Source organism: Paenibacillus sp. EZ-K15 (assembly GCF_002573715.1).
Taxonomy (GTDB): Bacteria; Bacillota; Bacilli; order Paenibacillales; family Paenibacillaceae; genus Paenibacillus_AQ.
This window is the reverse complement of record NZ_PDHM01000016.1, coordinates 658,377-682,612: the sequence shown is the minus strand read 5'-3', so window position 1 is coordinate 682,612 and position 24,236 is coordinate 658,377. Positions and strand designations below refer to the sequence as shown.

General features: G+C 48.8%; 13 protein-coding genes. 3 read left to right on the top strand and 10 right to left on the bottom strand.

All coding sequences use genetic code 11. The features are described 5' to 3' along the window. Nucleotides 1–68: 68 nt before the first annotated feature. From CRG97_RS15600 to CRG97_RS15555, 10 genes are all read right to left on the bottom strand, one after another. A complete protein-coding gene (locus CRG97_RS15600; RefSeq protein WP_098744585.1) occupies nucleotides 69–884 on the bottom strand; it encodes a MerR family transcriptional regulator in 816 nt (271 codons plus the stop codon). Between the two features lie 187 nt (nucleotides 885–1,071). Continuing rightward, nucleotides 1,072–2,673 (bottom strand): CehA/McbA family metallohydrolase domain-containing protein, encoded by a 1,602-nt coding sequence (locus CRG97_RS15595; protein ID WP_098744582.1) that lies wholly within the window; start codon nucleotides 2,671–2,673, stop codon nucleotides 1,072–1,074. A 265-nt stretch (nucleotides 2,674–2,938) separates the two neighbouring features. Continuing rightward, complete coding sequence (locus CRG97_RS15590; protein WP_098744579.1) at nucleotides 2,939–6,154, bottom strand: glycosyl hydrolase; 3,216 nt, start codon at nucleotides 6,152–6,154, stop codon at nucleotides 2,939–2,941. An 18-nt stretch (nucleotides 6,155–6,172) separates the two neighbouring features. Beyond that, the gene (locus tag CRG97_RS15585) at nucleotides 6,173–8,185 is read right to left on the bottom strand and encodes a glutaminase family protein (RefSeq protein ID WP_098744576.1); all 2,013 of its coding nucleotides are present in this window, start codon (nucleotides 8,183–8,185) and stop codon (nucleotides 6,173–6,175) included. A gap of 161 nt (nucleotides 8,186–8,346) precedes the next feature. Next, on the bottom strand, nucleotides 8,347–10,005 hold the full coding sequence (locus CRG97_RS15580; protein ID WP_098744573.1) for an extracellular solute-binding protein: 1,659 nt from the start codon (nucleotides 10,003–10,005) through the stop codon (nucleotides 8,347–8,349). Nucleotides 10,006–10,075: 70 nt separating this feature from the next. Beyond that, a complete protein-coding gene (locus tag CRG97_RS15575; RefSeq protein ID WP_098744571.1) occupies nucleotides 10,076–10,972 on the bottom strand; it encodes a carbohydrate ABC transporter permease in 897 nt (298 codons plus the stop codon). A gap of 12 nt (nucleotides 10,973–10,984) precedes the next feature. After that, nucleotides 10,985–11,911, bottom strand: coding sequence for an ABC transporter permease (locus CRG97_RS15570; RefSeq protein ID WP_098744568.1), 927 nt, complete (start codon nucleotides 11,909–11,911; stop codon nucleotides 10,985–10,987). Between the two features lie 47 nt (nucleotides 11,912–11,958). Then, on the bottom strand, nucleotides 11,959–15,030 hold the full coding sequence (locus CRG97_RS15565) for an alpha-mannosidase (RefSeq protein ID WP_098744566.1): 3,072 nt from the start codon (nucleotides 15,028–15,030) through the stop codon (nucleotides 11,959–11,961). Between the two features lie 24 nt (nucleotides 15,031–15,054). Beyond that, complete coding sequence (locus tag CRG97_RS15560; protein ID WP_098744563.1) at nucleotides 15,055–17,289, bottom strand: hypothetical protein; 2,235 nt, start codon at nucleotides 17,287–17,289, stop codon at nucleotides 15,055–15,057. Nucleotides 17,290–17,454: 165 nt separating this feature from the next. Continuing rightward, a complete protein-coding gene (locus CRG97_RS15555; RefSeq protein WP_098744561.1) occupies nucleotides 17,455–18,603 on the bottom strand; it encodes a GntR family transcriptional regulator in 1,149 nt (382 codons plus the stop codon). A gap of 317 nt (nucleotides 18,604–18,920) precedes the next feature. On the opposite strand from CRG97_RS15555, the gene CRG97_RS15550 reads away from it, so the two are divergent. From CRG97_RS15550 to CRG97_RS15540, 3 genes are all read left to right on the top strand, one after another. Continuing rightward, nucleotides 18,921–20,975 (top strand): GxGYxYP domain-containing protein, encoded by a 2,055-nt coding sequence (locus CRG97_RS15550; RefSeq protein ID WP_098744558.1) that lies wholly within the window; start codon nucleotides 18,921–18,923, stop codon nucleotides 20,973–20,975. Nucleotides 20,976–21,616: 641 nt separating this feature from the next. Continuing rightward, nucleotides 21,617–22,702: a GerAB/ArcD/ProY family transporter gene (locus tag CRG97_RS15545; RefSeq protein WP_098744555.1), complete on the top strand. Its 1,086-nt coding sequence runs from the start codon at nucleotides 21,617–21,619 to the stop codon at nucleotides 22,700–22,702. A gap of 3 nt (nucleotides 22,703–22,705) precedes the next feature. Further along, nucleotides 22,706–24,235, top strand: coding sequence for a spore germination protein (locus CRG97_RS15540; RefSeq protein ID WP_098744552.1), 1,530 nt, complete (start codon nucleotides 22,706–22,708; stop codon nucleotides 24,233–24,235). Nucleotide 24,236 lies beyond the last annotated feature (1 nt).

Genomic DNA, 24,236 nt, shown 5'->3' with positions numbered 1-24,236 from the left:
GTCGTTCTCTCCTACTAATATGTTTTGATACAAAGAATAAACCCTCCAGCTGCTGGAGGGTCAATCGTTTATTTAGCAAGCATTTGAATTTCGGTTACGAATTGAGAGGGATCACCGGTAAGCCCATAGTCAATGTACGTAATCTCTAATGCATCTTCGATCAGGGTGTAACCTTTTTCCTCGATATAATCCAGGAGCTTTCTATAATATGGCGCTGCATCTTCGTGTGTCCCGGCAAACCGAATCGAAGTATAGGTGCCTTTTGGCCATATCTTCTCTTCGACTTCGGAGCTGCTGTGCTCACTTTCCTGCTCCACAATGACAAAAATGGAGTCGTATTCATCAAATTTGCCTTGCATTAAACGATCGATCGAGATCGATAATCCTACTTTGCCCAGGAAAATGGTGGACTTCATCTTCGTGCTATTCTCCAATAAGCGGATCGGCATATCCAGATTGTCGCTTTTATGTATTTTCTGTTTCAGCAAAACCATCACTCTCTCGGGAAGCTCCACTTCCCGAATTTTGTAGAGCTCTTCCTTATTCGAGGCATCTTCGATCTGATCAATTCGACTTTTGATCTTCGCCTGGATTCTTTGATATTCCTCAATTTTCTCCTCGGTTCTGCGCTGCTGCTCCTTGAGCAGGGTTAGTATATGTTCAATCTCCCGGTCATCCAGAAAAAGCTTAATGTCTTTTAAAGGAATGCCAAGCGCCTTGAGGTACAGAATGGTGTTCAGCTGCTCGAATTGATCGACCGAATAATAACGGTAACTAGTCAGATGATCCACGGATGCCGGTTTAAATAAATCAATATCGTCATAATACCGGAGGGTGCGGATATCGATCTGAAACAGCTTGGATATTTCACCGATCGTAAACATATCATCTCTCCTCTCCTTAACAGACTATACCCCTCGTTCAATTTGCACAATAAAATGATAGGATATGCAGCAAAATTACAATCCATGTGATCAGCTATATGACGTGCATGCATCATTATACTACATATGAAAAAAACAAAGACTGCCGAACAATCGGCAGTCTTCTGAATAGAGTGCGAGTCGCATCCTACTGATGCTTCCCCTGTTTGTTAGGTTCTCTAACCGGCTTGTCGTCAACGCTGACAAAGATCGGATTAGAATAAAACCACAGGTCACTATAATTCCGCTTGTTTATTTCCGCAAACCGCTGTTCGTTGTCTTCAATGTCTGTTTTTGGATCTATGAGCGGGTCGCCATTGCTGGTTTCTCCCGCAACATTTACGCTAAGATTAGTCCCTCTTAATCGGAAATATTGATCCTTCGTCGCTTTCGTTCGATATGTTATGACGTTGTATCCATCCCGATCGGTTTTCCAATCCTTGCTCGTAAACCGTTTCACCACTTTGGTCGAATCGTTGGTGCTTTTGCTGTAAGCCGCCGTACCTGGTTGCGCTTTACCCGTTACGTCGCCTGAGATCAAATCGACATGATCTACGGTTACAGAATCACCGTTGTTGTTTTTATTTGGGCTTTTGAATCGGATCGTAATTTCGATCGGGTTCCCTTTTTTCACTTGCAGGTTACTCCCCATCTCGGCCTGCTTGTTCCCGTGACGAACGCGATAATCCAGCGCGTTAATCAAATCGCCGTAGACGGAGAACGATTTACCCGAACGCATCCCGTCCAATACGCTTTGCATATCTTTTCCATTCACCCAAGTGTAGTTTTTGGCATATTGTCCCGGCCAATATCCACTGGAGTATAAACGGTTTTCACTAATCTCAAAATGAGAATCCGAGTTCGCAAAGTTCCAAAATTCGCGTCCTTCGCCAAGCAGCGCATCCCATACGCCGCCGACCTTGGCAATCATGAAATCAGCGCCGCCGTAGGTTCTGTTTTCCGGCGTGGTTAAGTTAAGTCCACCGCGATCCGGTTCCATCTGATTCCCGGGCATGCCTTCCATTCCGAATACGACATTCGGCGCAATATTATTGAAATCCCGTATATCCGCTATTGTGTACACCGTTTTTCTAGAAGGATGGTTGAGCAATGCGTAACTGCTGTTTCCGTACTTATCCTGGAGCCAAGCCAGCGCTGTTCGGGCATCTTCAGGCGTAGTATAGGCCCGGCTGTCTTGTTTGTTCCAATCGGCGACGTCTTTGGGATCGAACATCGCTTCATCGCGATCGGTGAACAGATACTCGAACTGACGAGCTGCCTTCAGGCTCGATTCTGAACCGAATTTGCCTGCTATAATGCCAATTCCCACATGTTCGTATGTAGGCATGTCCCACTCAAAACCTGAGAAGATAATGTTGTTCTTGTATTTCCCTGCTTCCTGAAGCTGCTGGATCTTGGGAATCTGGTACTGAGCCATTCCTTTGGAGAACGGAATAGATCCGCCGGCAAGGGGATTTCCCTCATCGTCCCGTTTAGAAACTCTAAGATGGTCAGAGACCGCGATCCAATCCAGACCATACTTTTGGAAACCGTTATCCAGCAATTCCTGTAAGGATTGACTGGCATCATCGGATTGATACGTATGCGCGTGATACTCTCCTGTCATCCATTTGCCGTTTCCTTCCGGCTTAAACCTAGCTCCATCTTCATTGGCATGAACTATCATACCTTGCGAAAGAATGGACAAGCTGAGCGCCAAAACCATGATGGTTTTCTTCTTTAGCTGCACTTCATGGCACCTCCGAATTGATATGGTTCGTAAAACTTCTTAAGTGTAAGCCTTCATGATTAGGAGAATGTTATCGTAAATCGTTGATTGTGTAAGAATGGAGCTTACGATCCTGTATGTTTCTATGAAAAAATTACCACCTTTGAAACTCGGAATACACAAATCCTGCGAATTGAGATTACATATTATATATTATGTAAACTATAATAAAAGAATGACCACAACCTGAACTCGGAAGTAGTCATTTTCGTAGGTATCGTATAAATTACATTCTTTTAGATAAAGTTCGACGAACCAACTTTACCCTTCCATTCACCCCTGAAGGTAAAGCAGACTTACCATATAAATTCTCCAGCGTATTGGCTGCACGGATGGTAATCTGATTATTCCCCTGTTCAACATATGGCGTGATGTTCCAGTGATAAGGCGGCCACAACCGGATTCCTGCCTGCATATCATTCACATATAAAGAAGCTGTCTCCCTAATATCTTCAGCTTCGAGCCATAATTCCTCATCTGGAGCCAAGCTAACTTGGGTCAGATCCACTTGCTGCGAGTATTCTCCCGCTCCCGCATAATAAGGATAGCCGGCAGAAGTCCAAGAACCAAACATATGTTCCGGACTCTCGTTTAGCCACATCCGATTTTCTATAACGAAGGGTCCAATCAAAAATGCAGGGAATGAAATCGCCGGCATCGGTTCCAGCAATGAAACTGTCAGAATTTCAAGTTCGTTCTCGCCTGCCAATAGATGGGGTGTGATATCCACGCTACTATAGTGTTGATCCTGCCAATTAGAGGGCTGCAGCGCATTCTGTCTTACGCCATTCACGAAGATTTCAAGATTGCGCCTGCGCTGCAGGAAGCCGATATGGGATGGGATTTTCTGCTCCACATCGTCCAGAATCAACAACATCTTATGGGATTCGTCGATCTCCGATGGATCTGAATGAACTCGATAACTCGGTAATTGCAAATGTTCGATCAATTCCTGGGTCAAGGTAAACGTTGTACGATACGTGTTCACTTGCCCAGGCATCGTTGCGTTCATCCTGGACTTTCTGTCATTGAGCGTAACCTGCCATTGGTCCAGTAATAAAACGTTGGGTTCAAGCGTCTGGAAACGCCACAGATCTTCAAGAACGATGACATCCTTGGAATCCCGCTCCATTTCGAACATTTGTTCTGTTGAGCCGATTAGGCTCTCTTCAGATACAACCGAAAGAACTCGCAGCTCTCCAGGTGCATAGGTAAGAACGGAATCGCTGGCTAACCGGCGTATGTTCCCGCTTTCCAAGTCCCATTCTTCGATTCGGTGCTTTGCCTCTCTTGCTTCAAGCTTCATGGAAACGGGCTTCTCCGACCAGTTCATCAGCCACACATATACCCGATATCCGAACATACGTTCTACACTAATCAAATCCTCATGTTGTCCTTCGATCAACTTCCATCGTAAAACAGGGGTTTTCCTTAATAACCCGCTTATACGTTCACACAACGAATCCAATGGATCATGAACTGGCGTATTCTCTAGGCAATAAAACAGACTATCCCCCTTGCCAATGGATCGTAATTCATTATGCTGCGGAGTCGAACCAAATAGCGCATGGACATGCTTCGCCAATTCCGGATCATGATGCAAGGACTCGCTATGTCGCGGTATCGCTCCTACAGCAACGAGAGTACCCCCTTGCTTAACATAGGCAACAAGAAGTGCGGCAATGTCCTTCGACATGACTTCAATCCCGGGCACCACCAAAACCGAATATATGTTCCCATCCTCGTTAAATCGCACCCCTTCCCTATCAATAAGGGTGGCTTCGCGAAGCTGACATTCGTCTACATAGTCGTAATCAATGGAGCTGCGAAGCATACGATCCGACAGAAGCGAGAACAGAGCATCGGAAGCGGGATGTTTATTCGATTGACCGGATACGAACATATTTTCGTATACCGTATGGATAGGTGACAGCAGAAGAACCTCCGGTGTACGTTTACCGCTCGCGCCGAGCAGACTCAGGCGTCCGAGATAATCGGCAAAAGCACGATAATGCGGCCAATGAGGCGCGTGTTTGAATTCCGTCGGCGGGAAATCGGTCTTCCGATACCCGGCAAACGAGTAATAGAACGCATGCGGGATGAACAGGTTAACGCCCAGGAATGCCATGAAATTTGCATCCAGTCGCCGTTGACGCATGGAATAGCCGTGACCGCTTGCGCCAAACGATTCGCAGATCACCCGTGCCTTGCTGTTCAACTGCGCGACAGAAGCTGCTGTCTTCACCGACACAATCCGATTCGGATTCTCCTTCGTACCGATGCCGGGCGTTAAATAATCCACGCCTGCGTAGTGAAACTGCTGCAGCACCCGGGTCTGATTGCCTTGCGATCTCGCCTGTCCCCAGACCGGCTCTTCGAGCGTATGACCGATGTACAGCAGTCCATGCCGCTCACACCATGTACGAATCGCATGGTGATAGCCCTCAACATACCAGCGCGTAATCGTATCATAATATTGCTGTTTCGTTGACCGGCTGCCGTCTGCCATGTTATATAATAATGCGCCTAACCGCGGGATGAGATCATACCCATTCTCTTGCTGATATCGCTCCGCCATCCCTTCTGTCCAAGCGAAGACCATGCCCGGCAGGGTAGCGTCTACATCGTGAACGGTCGTGCGGATCGCCTCCACCCCGAAGAAACCGTCATGGATCATAAGCCCGGGTTCGTCAGTAAATACCCCTTGAATCGTTGCACCAAAGTATTTCTGCAAGGACTGAAACGGCTCATAGGACATCCGGATGAATGCCTGGACGGCATCCGGATTCAACGTATCCAAGTAGTACCCTTTGGCAAACGTGATGCCTTCCGCGATCTCGCAGGACCAGCAGGCCAGCACGATATAAGAATCATCCGTAGTCGGTGACCAATCTTCTCCCCATGCATCCGTGAGATCCTCGGGTTCATCACAGAGCAGCCATTCCCCGTCTTGCTGGACAGCGCGATAAGCCAGAATGGCAATAAGCTCATTGTGATCATAACGTGCAAAGTCCAGCTTCAATCCTTCTTGCCGTCCGTCATGTATATATCTTTTCTCTTCAACCCTTAAGTATCGCATGCGATATTCCGGATGCTGACTGGTCAGCTTGCCGCCCAGCGTTCCGCTTGGCCAATTGTCCTCATCGTACAGCCAGACGACCATATTTCGTTTCTCGCACTCCAGGGTACAGAACTCCAACGCTTCCATAAAAGCCGGCGACAGATACGTGGTCTGCATCCCATGGCGCGCATGCAGAACAACACCGCCGACACCCGCTTCATACATCGATTGTATCTGGCTTTCCAGCTCCGGCTTCGTGAGCTCATAATTCAGGAACCAGAACGGCTGCGGGCGATATGTGGCATCCGGATTCTCGAATTGTTGCTTCAGCTGTGCTAGATCCTTATGGACGACTTCTTCCTGAACATTGACGTTATTCACAATGCATCACCTGTCTTATCACGAATTTAATTCAGGTCGGAACATAAGCAATTGGATGAAAAATCCACCGACTACGGAGCGGTTCTGGAAATTCATCTGCTTGCCGCTAATCGTGTCATACCAATCGGTCACCGGAACGCGAGCGGAGGTTTCATTCATGAAATCCCATAAGGGTGCAATCATGGCTTCAAACTGGGATTGTGTAGCACTCATTGAGGCGCACCATACCAGCCAATCTGCTTTTGTATACGTATCGCGGCTATCCAGCGGAAGGCCGTAACGATTCTGTTTCTGCTTATAATATTCCAGCTCTAGGGCTGTAACTTCTTTTGGAAACAGATTTAATTCCAGCAGGCGATCCCACACCAGATTGTATTTCATGCTCCAGGTATCGTTGGCACTGTCAAACGTAAGTTTATAATGGTCTCCTGCATTGGCCATGGACATCCACTCATTCGCCATATTTCGTGCGGCTGCAAAATAAGAGGCTCCTTCCTGCAAGCCCAGCTGGTTACACATGTACGAATACGCGGCAATGCCCAGGATCGCTTTAATGGACAAATTCGCATTATGCGCCAAATGTCCGGCAAAATCATCCGTGCACAGCTGATTTTCCGGATCGAGTCCATGCTGCTGTAAATACCCCGCCCATGCGGTAAGAGGCTCCCAGTGCTCCCGGGCAAAATCCGTATTCCCTTCATACTTGCACACCGCGGCAGCCAATAGGAGCATATTCCCGCATTCCTCAATCGGCATCTGGTATTCCAGCTTATTCTCGCCATACACCTGACCGTTAGCTTTGGGGTACGTTCCCACGTCATGAGGCGCAAAATCGAACGGCCAATCAGGGCTCATGGCATACTTATAAATCGGGCGCATCATACCCTTGACCAGTTCAGGATTGTGTCTTAAGAACAACGGAATCGACGGGTAACTGACATCGACCGTAGCGATGCATCCGTTACTGAAATTCTCCTTGGAAAAAAACAACACATTCCCCGCTTCATCTACAACTAATTTATGCGCGGCTATCGCCTGTCGATACGTCAATGCCAAGATATCCCGGTATTGTTCGCCGCCTGCGGCAAGGCTCTCCGCCATAAGCTCGCGATTGAAGCTCTCGCATAACTGCATGATATCTTCATATCGGGCGGCGGACTGTAACAGCATGTCATGGAACGTCATTCCGTTTCGTTTCCAATAAGCATCCAGCGGCTGGTTAAAATATTCGATGGCATGAATATCGTCATACGCAAGCATCAGATACTCGGATACCCATTCTTCTCGCACCGGGCCTAGATCGATTTCGGCTGCCATAACAGCAGTATGATTGGATACGGCCCTCGGCTTCTGCGGATCGTCTTCGGACGGTAACAGACCGGATCCGACATACGACTCCCGGCTCGTTACAGAATGAATCACCGTCTGGATCCGTTCCGTACGGGGAACCGCCAAAACCATATACCCCCAATCGATTCGGGTATCATCTCCGGCACGCTGCAGGATGGGCTGTTCGACAGTCCCCATCGACATCAAATTCAATTGTCCATCGATTACGCGATGCTCCCAGGTCACTTGCTGTTCCGGTGTATGCACGCACCATTCGCCTGTGACATCGATGTAGATCTTAACATGATGTTCACGCCCATCCATCGAACGAACCTGAACAGTCACATAGGTTACAGGCCGGGATAACAGATCAAGATCATCCAGTAATAAAGGCGTGGTGAACTTAACTTGAAGCTCAATCCCTTCCCCTTGAAACGTATAACGGGTGGTTACTGGCTCAACCGTCAGATCGGTTTGTTGAAGAATTTCGAGCTCGGGACGGTCTGTTGAATCCGCTGTTGCTACCTTCCCCATAAATCGTCTAGGCATGCCATCGATGATCGCAAGGCCGACCATGCCTTGGATCTTGTTCGTCCAATGTCGGGTATGATCATCGTAGAGATGATCCGCAGCCGACCATACGCTGAAATAAGGATCTACGGTCACCAGCGGAACGGATGGAGGTCTGAATTTCGTTGTCATCTAACTTCAACTCCTTCATGTTTTGTTTATTCTTCAAGATGATTAGTTTTCCTTGTGATTTGGAAACAAAAGCAAGGAGAGCATAAAAGGCTCCGCCCCCTTGATTGCCAAGGTGCTGCGAAGCCTTTCGTATTACCGGGCTCCCTTGATGATGGAAGTCATCAGTTCGGCATCTGAACGGTTACCACGTCTTTCCCCTTCAGATTTTCGTTCGTGAACTGCATCGCTTTCTCATATCCGGTCTTGCTGAGCTGTTCTCGTAGTTCGTTAATGATGCTCATCGCAGCTTCATCCGATTTGGCGAATACCGCTTCCTTCCACGCATCCCCCATTCGATCCATCGATGGCTTCAGCATTTCCCATTCCGGCGCCTTCGTGATAACATCGCCCGGGTTATAGGCGGTAATCACGTGGATACCATTTGGTCGGAGGATTTTGCGGGCATTCTCCATGGCGTCAAGTCGTTCCTGTTCGGCCCAGATGTCTCCGCCAGCTACCGAATTGATGCGGTCAAGGCCCGTCAGTGATTCCAGACCGATGCTGATGCCTTCGTTCTTGCGCAGCTTCATGTTGGTGTCCGTGCTGAATTTGTCAAACCATTCCTGGTTGGCAACCGGCTTGCCGTCCTTCATGTCCCAGTGAACGCCCTGAACTCCATATCTGGCCAGCATGAAGCCTTCGTCCGAGGCCATGAAGTCAAGGAACTTCAGCGCTGCGTCAACGCAAGCGCCTTTACAGTTCTTCGTGATCGCCGTCACGTTGTTGCCTTGAATTCCGAGATCAACCGGCCTGTCCGGCTCGACGTCAGCGCGCTCCAATGGGCCTAGAGGAATGTACTCGCTTCCAGGATGCGAAGTGACATAATCCTTGGAGGCATCCAGAATGGCCGGATAGTGTGCGGCGAGGATCGCGATGCGGCCTTGGTTGATTTTTTCCTTGGCGATCGGGTCCGTCTGGGTAAAGGCTTCCGGGTCCAGCAGCCCTTCTTCAACCAGTTTCCGATAGAACAGGGTGTATTCTTCATAGCCTTTGGTAAAAAAGTCACGTTCAACGGTTCCATCGCCTTTGTCTACATAGCTTGCACCCGAGTAGAACATGGTGTTGCCGATGCCAACAGCCCAGCCGTTACTGAAACCGCCCAGCGGAAAGACCGGCTGGCCGTTCTCCTGTAGATTGGCATCCTTGATTTTTTTGAGGAAGTTATAGAAATCGTCCTTCGTGACAACGGATTGCGGATCGACGCCAACTTTCTCGGCGATATCTTTGCGCACGTAGAAGCCATAGAGCCAATCCATGCCATCTTCGTTCGTGGCCGGCTGATTTTGCAGCAGCAAATACTTTTTGCCATCGTAAGCGTCAATCGCTTTCTCATATAATGCTGGCGGCACATTTTCTTCCGCGATGGATTTGGACAGGTTCGGATAATCCTTCAGCTTGTCCGATATATCCACCAATTGTCCCTCTTTGGCAGCCTTAATGATGCCATCCAATTCTCCGCCCCAGGCTGGCCCCGTATAAATATCCGGCAAATCCTGCGTGGCGAAGATCTGGTTGACCTTCTCCGTCTCACTGCCTTTTGTATATTCCCATTCGAGAGTAACGCCGGTTTTCTCCTTGATGACTTCCTCCACGGGCGTTATGGCATCGGAACCGTTTGAACCATTCCAATTGTGTAAAATTTTTAACTTGTATGAATTCTCTCCTTCTGCACCTTCTCCGTTATCTCCGTTCCCTGATGAATTCGTGCAGCTGATCAGCAAACCTCCAACCATGATGGACACGAGCAATGCGGATACGCCTTTCGACCAAATCCTCTTCAAACCTATCGCCTCCTGGAATATGGGTATCAATGATCTTGGTAAAGCTTTAGACAAATTCGGTCAGGATGACCTAACCTTTAACCGAACCGATCATAACCCCCTTTACGAAATATCGTTGTAAGAACGGATAAATGCACAAGATCGGAAAGACCGTAATGACAAGCAAGGCCATCCGGAGTGATTCCGGAGTAGCACCGGCGCCGCTGGTTCCGCCAATCGTCTGCCCGCCCTGCTGCGCGGCTCGCTGCATCGAATTCGACAGTGCTTCAGCTTCCGTCAGCATTTCTTGCAAGAGGGTCTGCACCGGGATCAAGTCTTTGTTGGATACGTAGTAAGCACCCGAGAACCAGTCATTCCAATGGGCAACCCCGATGAACAAGGAGATGGTGGCCAGCACCGGGCCCGAAAGCGGCAGTATGATCCGCACGAAGATTTGAAAATCGCCGTACCCGTCAATACGGGCAGACTCTTCCAGTTCTTCGGGTATGCCTTGCAGGAAGGTACGGATAATGACGATGTGCATGAAATTGAACAGCATCGGCAGAACGTACACCCAGAAGCTGTTGATCAGATGCAGTTTTTGCAGCGTGATGAAGAACGGAATGAACCCGGCACTGAAAATCGTCGGCAAAAAGATGTAAAAGGTGAAAAAAGAGCGGCCCGGCAATGTCTTTTTGGAAAGTGCATAGGCCATGAGCGTACTCAGCACAACATGAAGGAATGTCCCCAGCACGGTGCGCATGAGCGTAATTTGGTACGCCTTCCAGATGCGGGCATTATCGAATACCTGCGCGTAGTTCTCCAGCGTGAATTTACGGGGCAAAAAATAAATCGCCCCCATCATCGAATCCTTCCCGTCGTTAAGGGAATACGCCAAAATGTAAATAAACGGATAGATCATGGAAAATCCGATGATAGCGAGAACGGTGTAATTGAACACCGAGAATAAAGACCATTTACGTTTCATAACGTCACCTCCTTAGAACAGGGATACATCACTGACTTTGCGGGCGATGCGATTAACGGTCAGAACCAGGATGAGCCCGATGATGCTTTGGAATAGTCCGACCGCAGCGGCGTAACTGAGACGCCCTTCCCGGATACCGGAATTGATGGCATGCACGTCCAGTACGCTGCCCATGCTGGCAGTTGCAGGTCCATTCAGGAGAAGCAGCTGTTCATACCCGGCGCTCATCAGATTCCCCACGGCGAGAATAAATAAGATGATGGCGACATTGCGGATACCTGGAAGTGTCACATGCCACATCTGCTTGAAACGTCCTGCGCCATCTATCTTGGCAGCTTCGTAAAGCTGCTGATCGATACCCGCAATGGCAGCCATGAAGATAATCGAATTCCAGCCGATATTCTTCCAGATGTCAGACCCGACAATCATCTGATAGAACCAGGTAGGGTTGTTCAGAAACTGAATCGATTCAGCTCCAAATGACCCCAGCAAGTCATTGACCGGACCGCCATATGGAGTCAGTAAACGCTGCATGAGCGTGACAACCACGATCCAGGATACGAAATAAGGTAAATAAGAAAGGGTCTGAATCGTCTTCTTGAATTTCATCTTCCGCACTTCATTTAACAGGAGCGCAAGAACGATTGGCATCGGAAATCCGATCAGCAGCTTCATGAGACTGATGATGACCGTGTTGCGAATGATGTCACCAGACTGATAGTAATTGAAGAATTGTTCAAAGTACTTGAATCCTGCCCAGGGACTCCCGGTGAATCCGCCAACGAAGGTATAGTCCCGGAAAGCAACTTGAATTCCGTATAAGGGCACGTAAGAGAATAGAAAAAACCAGACGATGCCTGGCAGCATGAACAAGTAAAAGAGCTTGTGCTGCCAGATTCGTTTCATGAATCGATTGTTTGTTAATCGTGACTTGCTCACATTCCCACCTCTCCTTTCAGTGGGGCGGATTGACCGCCCCGGTTATATTAACGGAATATCAAACGCAGCGTGATGATTTCAAACGGCGTGAAGGAAAGCGCAATTGTGTTGGAAGTTTTGTCAATCGGCAGTGCTGTAAGAATGTTTTCCATCAGATCCGTAGTCCAGGCTTCGACCACTTCAAATCCAAAATGGAGTGTCGTGTTGGCATGTGTTCCCGAAGTTTCATACAGACGAATTATGAGGTCGTCGCCATCCTCGGCTTTCTTGACGGATTCCACCATAATGTTCGCATGATCCGGTCTCAGAAATGCTTGGGATGACGGTAGCTCTCCTGTCTCTTGATTAGGCATGGAAGGCAAGGAAACCGTACGAAGCGGGATATTCAGCTCATTGCCTCGTCGATAGATTCCGGCTTGCACATGGTTCCCTTGATGCGGATATAACGAATATGTGAATCGGTGCTCCGCACGGTCCGCATCCGGATCCGGATAAGAGCTGCTGCGGAGCAAATGCAGATCCAGCACGTTATGGATCGCCCGATGTCCATATTTGCAATCATTGAGCAGTGCAACCCCATAATCCGGCTCCGATAAGTCAACCCATTGATGAGCACAAATCTCGTCCTTCGCAAAATCCCACATCGTATTGCGGTGAGTCGGCCTGCTCAAGCTGCCGAACTGAATTTCGCAATGAACCTGCTCCGTGCGTATATTGACCGGGAACGAGGTTCTTAGCATTTTGCCGTTCTCTCTCCAATCGACGGCCGTCTCGAAATCAATGCGCCGGCTGCCCTCCGTCAGCACAACGGTCTGCGTCAGCGTAGATTCACCATAAGCGTATTCGAAGACCAGCCCGTTTCGCGGGCCGTCACGCAGCTCCTGAATGTGAAGGAGGTTTAATGGCTTGCCCGGATTGGCGGAATAGTCATGACGGAAATCCCATGCATCTCCTTCGTCATGATACACGCGAAGATCGTTGCCCATTTGGCCTTGCTGAATGACTTCGCGAGCTTCCGTCTTATCCAAGATCGATAGAATGCCTCCGTTTTGATCAAATTTCACGATCAATTTGTCGTTCTCCAAGGTTCGTTCTGAAACTGTAATGTCTAATTCCGCTTCTGGTGTTTCTAGAAGCATTTCAATGCCAGATGCAACTTCATCTTCGCTTCCAGGATCGGCGACATCTGATATGACGGTGTAGCCCATCGATGGAACAAACACGTTATGCCATCGTCCATTCGCTCGCAGCCACTCCCGGCGTTCCCAAGGCAGCGAATTGAAAACGACCGTTCCGGGAGAAGCTTCGACATCGTGTGAAATGTGGTCTGCCAAATAGCGATAGGTCTCGGCAATCATGGCTTCCGTTTGGGATAGCAGCTCTTCATACCGCACTAACGACTCATCGTATACCCGCTTTATTGAAGAGCCCGGAAGAATGTCGTGGAACTGATACAGCAGGACTTCCTTCCAGATCGTCTCCAGCGTCTCGGACGGGTATGTCCTGCCTAACTGGGCAGCCAGCACGGAAGCAAACTCCAGCTCGCGCAGCGCTTTCTCCATCTTCCGGTTGTACCGCTTGCTTCGCGCCTGACTGGTCAAGGTGCCTTGATGCTTTTCCAGATAAAGCTCACCGCGCCATGTCTGGAACGACTCACGTTCCTCATTCAATCGCTCAAAGAACTTCCACGAGGGCTCCTGTATGACAGGGGACAGACCAAGCAGGTTCTTCTCGCGTGCCAGCCGCTCCAAATGCTCTTCACCAGGACCTCCACCGCCGTCTCCAATGCCGAATAGCATCAGAGCATGGCCAGATACATTTTTATCTAAATATTCCCGCTCCGCTTTGGCGATGGAACGAGGGGCTGCCGGGCTGTTATATGTATCTTCAGGCGGCATATGCGTTAATACGGCGGAGCCATCAATTCCTTCCCATAGAAAGGAATGGTGAGGGTGCCGGTTGTACTCGCTCCAGGAGAGCTTCTGGGTCATCATGTAATCCACGCCCGACTTCTTGAGCAGCTGCGGCAGGCTTGCGGAGTAACCGAATACGTCCGGCATCCAGAGCGATTTCATCTCCAAACCGAATTCCTGCTGAAAATACCGCTTACCGTACAGGATCTGACGTACCAGGGATTCACCGCCAGGCACATTGGTATCCGACTCCACCCACATGGCCCCCTGCGGTTCCCATCTGCCTTCACGTACCCGCTCCTTGACCTGTTCATATAACGCGGGATAATGCTGCTTCATCCAGTCGTATAGCTGGGGCTGGCTTGCGCCGAATACATACTCCGGATAGCGTTCCATCATGCGAAGCGCGGTCGAGAACGTCCTGGCTCCTTTCCGGATCGTTTCGCGGATCGGCCACAACCAGGCCAGATCGATATGCGCATGACCCACCGCGCTGATCGTTAAGACCGGATCGCCACCCTGCAAGCTTAATTGTTTATCCAATTGCTTCTTCGCTTGATTGACCAGTTCCGGCGAGAAATCCGTTAACTGCAGTGATACGTCATAGAGCGCCTGATAGATTCTCTCTTTGCGGGCGGTTCCGGCAGGGAGCTGCTCGGCAGCTTCCAGAAGCACTTCGACATCGTAATAGAGGCCTTGAATATCTTCCCGGCAGATCGCGATGACAGCCTCTTTCAAGGTGCCTCCCTGATATTTGCCAAAGAGATCGTTATTGCCCGCATCTGCCCATACTTCAATGTCGGATCCGCTCATGTACATGTCTTGAAGCCGGACAACTCGCTTGCCGGGGAGTCCTAATGAGAAATCGAATTCCGAGTTCACGGTAGTCAATCCCTGGACCGGAGATCCTTCCGGATCTACCAGACATAATTCGCCGTTGATGTCGAGTAAAAGGACGACGTCTTCCTTACGGCTATTATCCGGAAGGCTCCCGGTAAATCGGAACCAGGCGCAGTCCCACAGGCTGCCCCATCGCTTGCCATGGACAAGCGTCATTTGCGTGCCCGTCATTCGATCCATGTACGATACGGGCTCGGGTGTAACCCATGCCGTCACTTCCAACTCGGCAACCGGCTCATATATAGCTTCCCGAAGATGGTTTAACATTTGTTTTAACCGTTCCGGCCTTATCGGTTCGTATGGCATGATGATTTGCTCCTCTCTATTGCATCAATCGGTTGCAGGTACAGGTATGAATTTTGCTGGCTTCCAATCAACCTGGATCTCTGCATGGTTCACGCCCCCATATTCATACTGCAGCAGCACGGTTAGCGACTGCGGATCCCATACCCATCCAGCAGGTACGGCTTGATCCTGAATAACGTACTGGACAGATATCGGCTCTATTGGGCAATACAATCTCGCGCTTGCCTGCAGATTGGACGGCCCTCTAGCAATGAATCGGAAGCCTGATTCCGTCTGGACAAGATCCTCGATTCGGGAGGAAGCGGCAATGACGGATACCTTGCCGTCCGAAGGACGTCCGGCCTCAACATCATAGAGCAGCGCTTGTTGCCCTGGACTTAACGTAACCTGATCCAGAATGGATAGCTTCGAATCGAACAAGTTCACGATCGGGCCTGAGATGTTCAACGGCTCTTCAGTAATCGATTCCTCCAGAACCGAAGCGATCAGATAAGGGCCTCGCTTGAGCTTGAAATAATGTTTGGAATTCAACGGTCGTTCTGTGCCGTGAAGTGCCTCCAGCGTGGCTTGAACGGCGTGCCGCAGCTGGTCTGCCCCTGCTTTGGATAGGGTGAGTTCAGTCGGATGTTGATCTAACCAGCAGACAACGCCTTTTCCTACCTGATGGATGCCATCCCCTTTCTCCTTCAGGCCAAGCTGCTCAAACAGATGCTCCCGCGGCGAGTTATACTTCGGGCCAAACGGGTTATCCTTGTGGTCATTGTTCCACCATGAACGAATGCCATGATACGGGTCGCTGTCATCGCCAACATAGATCAACGCCCCGCCATCCTGCACCCACTGGGCAAGAGCATTATGAATGTCCGGATACTCCGGTTTGATGAATTCATAGCTCAGAACCAGCACGCGGTATGGAGCCAAATAACCCGGATACCGCCTTACATTATCCAGCTGAAGCGGGCGAACCGGGATTCCATGTTTCAGCAGCGGCAGCGACAGACCGTAAAAAGGGGAGAAATCAAGAAGCTCCGTGTCCCCTTCCGCTTGAAATCCTTCAGGGTCCGTACCGTCGTATTTACCGGCATCGGGCGCTTCCGGTTCCGGCTTCATCCGCTGAAACATCGCGGAGTCGGCAATAAGAACGCCAACTTGCAAGTCATCTTCTGCCGATTCGATCACTTCCTGGTCCATGTTGCCCAGCGTGTGCATGACCTGGAGCAGCGTCGTTGCATAGTCAGACGGGATGGACTCCTTACCGGAGCCATCTTCGGATGGATAAGTTCCTTGAAAGATTCTTCGCGGCCAGGGTGAAACTTCGTAATGGGCAACTCCGGGATGCAACAGTGAGGCGACAACGGTCTTTAAGTAGTTCTGTTTGTAATCCGCCCAAGTGTGGTTCGGGTTATCCTCGATCGGATCATGCAAGAACCACATGCGTCTGTCGGTTCCGCGAACCAGCTCCTGCATCACGCCATATTCAAGGTAAGCGGTTTCAAACGTCCGTTCCTTGCGCAGCCCTTCATACACGTTCGGCGTCCTTGATGTCCCCGTCCAGATCTGTGCAATGTAGCCGTCAATGGATGGAAGCTCAACGAGGCCGGATTGCGGACTGACAATTCGCCACTGCGTATAATTGATCAAACTATGGGTCGGAACGTAAAAGCGAAGGACTCGGCCGGAACGAGTTAGCGCGTAATCCTTCATCTCTGCACATAACCGGTCCAGCACGCGTGTATATAAATGCGCTTTCAATTTGGAAGCTCGGTATTGTGCGTCAGGTGAAGCGTGTGGCGGAATCCATGGCTCTTTGTAATACAGAAGCCATTCCCGCTTAAACGCTTCCGAATATCCGCCATTCACCCAGAATTCGGGCTCCTCCAGATGGATGGCCTCTAAGCCCGCATCAACCGCGACGCGTATTCGATCCGCTAAATAGCGGCCAAAGGAAATCGTCGGCACCATGTAAGGAATAACCGGTCGTTTCCCATGCAGGATCATCTCACCATGACGATCGGTCTGCGCTTCATCCCAATGTGATAAGCCGTCAACCTCCCCATCCAGGTAGTTGTTATATGTCCCCCATGCGACTCCTGTCATCAAATGGACGATATATCCTTTTTCCTTCCATTTCTGAATGCGCTCCGGCATCGTTTCGTCAATTCCGTAGACCATCACAAAGTCAGTCTGAAGATCATAGTCGGGATGATACGGAGCCGACTCCTGAAACCCGGTTCGCTCTTCTCTGCGATCTCTTGGCACGTTTCTATACCTCCCTGCTCAGGTTAGATGTACTTGCGCTTCTTGGTTAGCCATCATTTTCTAGAATATAATATATAATATCAATATATTCAATATGTTTTTATGGAGAATTAAAAAAAGCCCTCTCCGTTAGTTAACGGAAAAGGCTCTTCCTTAGCGTAAATATTAAGTTTGTGGAACATGTCCCGACGTTTGGCGGATCACAAGCTCAGGCTCAATCAGCAATTTGCTGTAGCTCTTCACTTCTCCATGACCGCGCAATACTTCGAGCAGTTTGCCGGCAGCCTGATATCCCATATCCCATTCAAACTGCTTCACATGGGTAAATATGCTAAATTCCTCCACGATGGAAGTCGGATCGTCGAAGCTGACGATCGAAACGTCTTCCGGCACGTTAAGCCCCGCTTGCTTGGCCATCTGATAGATTTGTACGCCCAATCTCCCGTTCAGCGAAATATAGGCGGTAACCATGCGATTTCGGATATACCGGTACAGTGGATGAGCTTCGGCATCCTTGAGCACGCTCAACGGTTTGAAATCCGTAATCATATGCGCCGGATTGATTAATGCGCCTTTGTCTTTTAAAGCATCAATGTAACCTTCGATCCGCTCCTGAACCGTGACGGTTTGAAGGGGAGAATCCGAGCATATGGCGATGTCCCGGTGTCCAAGCTCCCACAGATGTTCAACGGCAAGTCGCGTGCCCCGCCTTCCATCGGCGGCAATATAATGCGTCTCGACCCCAGGTAAATACCGATCGATTAAGACAAAAGGAAAACCGGATAGCTTCATTCCTAGTATTTCCTCGTTGTAGTTCTCCTCATCGACCGGGAAAATCAACAGGCCTTCGGCTCCGAGAGCCTTCAGCTCTTTGATGGCGTCCTTTTCTTTTTCCAGCTTGCCATCGGTCAACATGATCATGCTGCGATAACCTTCGTGATTCAGTGCCTCTTGGATTCCCTCAATGAGTCTGATCGCGAAATAATCATGGATGGTGGGCATAATCACGCCAATCATGCCCGTGGCCAGCTTTCCGTCTCTTCCCTTAAGCGACGTTGTCGATGACTGGCCCGCAGATGAGAAGTCGGCCTCCTCTGCTACAAAACTGCCTTTGCCCGGCACACGGGCAATCAATTTCTCATTCGCTAATCCGGTTAGGGCATTGGCAACCGTTATTTTACTGACATGAAACTGATCCATCAGCTCCTTCTCTGTCGGAATGCGGTCACCTGGCTTCATATTTTCTGCTGCTATGACGTGTCGGATATAGTCCTGGATTTGCTGATACAACGGAATTCGATCGTTTGCACTCATTCTAATCACATCACCAATTCATTCAAGATATTTGAAATATATAATATATCCTTACACATACAAGTGCAATAAACAAGCATGAGTCGATCAACAGCCCATTACGTCAAACCCTTGATATACCTGCGTTTAAATTGCCTGATTTTCAAGAATTATAGGAAGTTTTGTCGAACCACTTGTAAAATCATATTTGAATATATTAAATATGTGTTGATAAGCGTAGTGTTGACGGCTATTGGCCGCAAAAGGAGGATGGATGTTTACGGATGAACACACGCTTCCATTTCTGACCATAGACCATAACAAGGAGTGAATTCGCCATGGCTCGTAGATTCACGATTCTCTGTTTAGCTATCCTATGTGCTTTTTCATTAACGACCGGTGCAGCTTACGCTTCGGGAACGGATGCACAGTCAGCGCAACCTAACGGCTCCAAGAACCGCGAACTGCCAAGCTTCAAGAAGCCTAAGCATCTGGATGTCGCAGATATTTATGATGCACCAGGTGACATTAAATTGTTGTTAGGGACCTTGCAGGGAATCGTTAACAGGGAAGAGCCCCGAATCTATTTGATTGAATCCCAGGAAGAAGGGAAATTAACCTGGCTTACGGATATAAAGGTGCCTTACACGCTTCATGAAGATTATTGGGACGTGTTCTCCTCTTATCGCAGCGAGGTTAAAGGCATGATTGTATATGATCCGGAAGTTCCTGATACGATTAATGTCGCTACCACGCTCGCAGGTTTGAAGAATGCGGTCGTTGCCAGTCCGGAACTGGCCGCCCAATTGTCCAAAGCCCCGCATAATTTGAAGATCCTAGACGATCTTCGCGGCAAATTCAATAACCGGCTTGATGCTTACACCTGGCAATATGAGCATCTGTGGAAGGAGACGACTCATCAGATGCTGATCGGACTGGATCCGGATACAGCGATTCGTATTCCTTCCGGAATGCCTGAATCGTTCGTGACGATTGCGGAAGAGAAGCAGCAGGTGCGGGATGCAAGCAACCGTGATACTTATAACCTCGACCTCTCCTCCCTCTTGGGAGAATCAGCGGTTTATCTGCGCTTTGATGATGCTTTCACCCAGGATGGTTGGGGACCCGCAGTACATGAAGTTACGGTCAAGGCCGATGGCAAAGAGATAGCAAGCTTCATCGCAGGAACCCCTGAAGAAGAGTCTTATCTCTATGATCGGCAAAACTCCAAGTTCAGTGAAGGCCAAGGCGGTCACCGCTTTGCCGATAACGGCAGTTATTTTGTGTATGAATTCACTCCTCCTGCGGGAACTCAGAAACTGACCGCTGAAGTCGATATGTGGAACCAGTATAAGGTTTCGGCAGGGAATATCCGTCCGCCCTCTGCTGAGCAGCAGGAGCCCTATGGCTATTTAAGAGATTACGCCGTCGCCAATAAAGCGATGGTATTCTGGCTCGATTCCAATGTACCTGAGCAAAAAGCGCTCTTCGAGAAAATCATGTCCGATGTGAAGCCGGGCACCCCTTACCTCGGCTGGTTTAGCAATGATGTGGAAGGCGAGTTCAGCTCGGTCGAGATTGCCTCCCGTTACGGCGTCTATGTGCTGGCAGCCGATTGGTTCAGCAATCTGACGGTCTTCTCGGGAACCAAGCCGGATTTTAAACTGGCGAAAACGCCTCCTCGGCCGGCGCTTGAGAACAAAATTTACGTAACATACACCTTTACGGAAGGCGACAACTTCCAATATAACCAGCATCGCATGCGCGTCATGTGGGATGATCCGGCCAGAGGCAAGGTTCCAATTAACTGGACCTCTAGCCCATTGCTCTATGAAGGTGCCCCTGCCATATTGAATTACTATCTAAACACGGCAACGGAGAACGATCTGCTTATTGCCGGACCTTCCGGTGCCGGATACTTCTATCCGAGTCCATGGCCTGATGCAAGCTTCCGGGCGTTTTTGCAGCAAACCGAGAAGTATATGAAAAAGACAGGAATGACAATCCCTTATGTACTGAACCGAGTCGATAGCGAGAATGTACCGTTGTCACCGTATAAAGCAAAAGCTTATGAGGAGGAATATAACGTACCTGGATTATTTATTAGTTATGAAGACAAATACGGGGTAGAAATTATCGGCGATAGCCTGCCCGTGTCTACGATCCGCGGGATCAGCACCGTTCAAGACGGATTGCAGGTGCTCAATGAAGCCAAAGCGAATTGGGATGGTAAGTCACCGTTGTTCGTTTCCCTCGGTATGCTTGCATGGAGCATGACTCCATCCGATGCGCTGACCCTGACCGAACAGCTCGGGGCAGATTTCAAAGTCGTTCGCGCCGATCATTATTTCTCCTTGATCCGTGAAAGCTACAACTTGCCAATCAAGAAATGATCATTCCAGTTAAACAAGTGACAGATATTTAAGGGCATCGCAGGTCCGATTATAAATGGATCTGCGATGCTTTTTCTATGTAATAGAAATCCTGCCCTCCCCCTTGGTTACGGGATTTAGGACAACAATTAATGACATTAATTATAATTAGTTAATTCCATTAATTGATTGTACGATCACCATTCATTGCATATATTTAATGTAGTTAATTAACTTAGTTAATCGCATTAATTAATAGCCGTCAACCTTCTTGTTTCTTAGTGCAGTATAAATCCACGACTCCATTATCTCCATGCATCCTCCGTAAACCAGAACCAGAACACCTCCCCTCCACTCCACAAAACAGCCCACCCAATTTTCGATGTCTCGCTAATTTGCAACCAGATGATTTCCCCTGATTATTTCTTGGGTAATCGCAAAAACCACATCCATTCGACAGGCGATCCGACTTTTCCATGAAACCGATTCGCATTCCCGGTCCCATTTAAGTAAGTAATCAATGACCTGATATCCCCTCCCCATTCTGTTCGCAGCCACATACAGGATGGTTGTACTTCTTCACCTCATACATAAAATGCGGAAAATGGAGAATACTCACTGTATCGAATTAGCATGTATTCCCTCATATGGAGATTAGTATAATGGCCACAACCAAAAAGATATCCTTGATCGACGTATACTTCATCACGCTGTTATCCTTGGGGATCACCAATCACGTTATCCTGATCCCTCTTCTTCTGCAAACCGCAGGCCGCGATGCATGGATGGGCACCCTGATGACCATGATCCTTCATATCGGCTGGGTTTACATTTTGTTTTTTATCATGAAGCGAACGCACCAACAGTCTATAATCGCCTGGTTCAAAGATTCTTTTGGTCCGGTCATGGGTTGGATATTCGCCAGCATAATAACACTCTACTTTTTTTGGATGTCCATGGTGATATTAAGAGAAACGGCGACCTGGATTCATGTCACCTACTTGCCGCGAACGCCCAAAACGGTCGTCTCGCTCACCCTTATCCTGTTGTGCGTATATGTGGCAAATAACGGTATTCGCTCAATAGCCATCATATCCGGAATCCTGCTTCCCACTGTATGGGTGTTGGGACATTTTGTAGCTGTGTCGAATCTTCAATACAAGGACTATTCATTGTTGATGCCGCTACTCGTGGAAGGATACACGCCTATGCTCAAAAGCATGATCGTAGCCGGCGGCGGGTTTATGGAGATGATCGTGCTGATCTTTCTTCAGCATCACATGAAACGAAAGATGAACTACCTCTCGATTGTCATATTATCTATTCTTCTGGGCGGGCTCACGCTTGGACCATTGATGGGAGCTATCGCCGCATTCGGACCTGTTCCCGCCATGGAATCCCGCTATCCCGCATACGAACAGTGGATGCTGGTCACCATTACCAAATATATAACGCATCTCGATTTTCTGGCTTTGTACCAATGGATATCGGGCACATTAATTCGTATTTCTCTGTTCCTGTTTATCATGGCGGACGGTATTTCCTTCAAAAAACCAAAACAGCGCCTTTGGTATTTATTAGGAGTGGGTGTCGCATTGTCTGTCTTCTCCTTAATTCCGGTAATCGATAGACAAATCGAGTTATTCGTTCTGGGCAAATACTCGCTAGCATTCTTAGGCTTTCTTTCCGTGCTGACGCTTTTCATTGCGATTGCAGTAGCATTTAAACCTAAAACAAACGGAGGATAGAAGATGACAAATCACAGACCTCGAAACGGTATGTTCCGCCGAAAATCGAAACAAACCAGGTTCATCGTGGACCGTGAGCCCGCATCCGACACCTTGGATGAGGAATCCCTGCGTTCCATGTTTGCCAATTCCGCGGATGTCGTCATCAAATCTTTCCCGGGAAAGCATGAAGATGCTATTCCCGTATTACTGCTGTACAGCGAAGGCATGGTTGATTCCAAGGTGATGACCCAATATGTGCTGCCAGATCTGGAAGAAAAACTGGAACACTTCAATGATTGGGAGCCGTTAGCCAGAGAACTGGATAAATCGATGGAATGGAGCAAAATTAAACAGCCTGCCGATGTCGTAAAGTTTCTGTTTGCAGGACGAATGATACTATTTTTTTTAACAGAAAAATGCTTTTATTCCATCGATCTCGCCGCGCGTCCGAATAGACAACCTGAGGAATCCAATACGGAGGTGGCTATCAAAGGGGCGCGAGACGCTTTTACGGAGGATTTAAACATGAACGTGGCACTTGTCCGAAAACGACTTCGCACGGCCACACTCCACAATGAACAAATGATCATCGGCGATCGCAGTCAGACCAGAGTAGCGCTTCTGTATATTTCCGATATTATACGCCCGGAGATTGTCAACGAGGCTAAAGAGCGTTTAAAAGGGATCAAAGTCGATGCTCTGGTAACCAGCGGTCAGCTGGAGGAGGCGCTTTCCGATTCTACCCTGTCCCTGTTTCCACTTATGGACTACATTGGCAGGCCGGATTTTGTCGTGGAGTGCTTGCTTAGAGGGCGTTTTACCATTCTTGTGGATGGATCGCCAATGGCATTGATTGCACCATGCAACTTACTGGAATTATTAAAAACACCAGAAGATTCTTATTTCCCTTACCACTTTGTAATCTTTGAGCGACTTCTCAGGTTGTTAGGTCTATCTCTTGCCATTATGCTCCCGGGATTTTGGGTTGCCTTGACATGCTACAACATGGATCAGCTTCCCTTTCTCCTTCTTGCGACCGTCACCGTCTCCAGATTCGGGCTTCCGCTTTCCGCGCCAATGGAGATCTTATTAATGCTGGGCATGTTCGAATTATTCAGAGAGGCTGGGATCAGGCTGCCCAAAGCAGTCGGTCAAACCATTGCTGTCCTGGGCGGTCTGATTATCGGCGATGCTGCCATCCGCGCGGGACTTACGTCACCCACCATGCTGGTTGTATCTGCAACAACCGCAGTTGCGACTTTTACATTAGTCAATCAAACACTAAGCGGGACGGTCAGCATTATTCGTCTATATGTGCTGGTATGGTCTTCCTTGCTAGGCATGCTCGGATTCTTCATTGGAATATTAAGTCTCATTGCCTACCTCTCTGTATTGGAATCCTTCGGTCTTCCGTATCTAGCTCCTCTATCACCATTAACCTACAAGGATCTGTTGGGCTCCCTCTTAAAAAAACCATGGGCTTTCAACAAAAAACGACCGGAAATGCTTCAAACGATAGACGACACATCTGAAGAAAGGGAACCTACATGAG

Bases quoted from the DNA above. Each gene is read 5' to 3' on its own strand.
- CRG97_RS15600 (WP_098744585.1), bottom strand. From the start codon at position 884: ATGTTTACGATCGGTGAAATATCCAAGCTGTTTCAGATCGATATCCGC.
- CRG97_RS15585 (WP_098744576.1), bottom strand. From the start codon at position 8,185: ATGACAACGAAATTCAGACCTCCATCCGTTCCGCTGGTGACCGTAGAT.
- CRG97_RS15575 (WP_098744571.1), bottom strand. From the start codon at position 10,972: ATGAAACGTAAATGGTCTTTATTCTCGGTGTTCAATTACACCGTTCTC.
- CRG97_RS15565 (WP_098744566.1), bottom strand. From the start codon at position 15,030: ATGCCATACGAACCGATAAGGCCGGAACGGTTAAAACAAATGTTAAAC.
- CRG97_RS15555 (WP_098744561.1), bottom strand. From the start codon at position 18,603: ATGAGTGCAAACGATCGAATTCCGTTGTATCAGCAAATCCAGGACTAT.
- CRG97_RS15550 (WP_098744558.1), top strand. From the start codon at position 18,921: ATGGCTCGTAGATTCACGATTCTCTGTTTAGCTATCCTATGTGCTTTT.
- CRG97_RS15545 (WP_098744555.1), top strand. From the start codon at position 21,617: ATGGCCACAACCAAAAAGATATCCTTGATCGACGTATACTTCATCACG.
- CRG97_RS15540 (WP_098744552.1), top strand. From the start codon at position 22,706: ATGACAAATCACAGACCTCGAAACGGTATGTTCCGCCGAAAATCGAAA.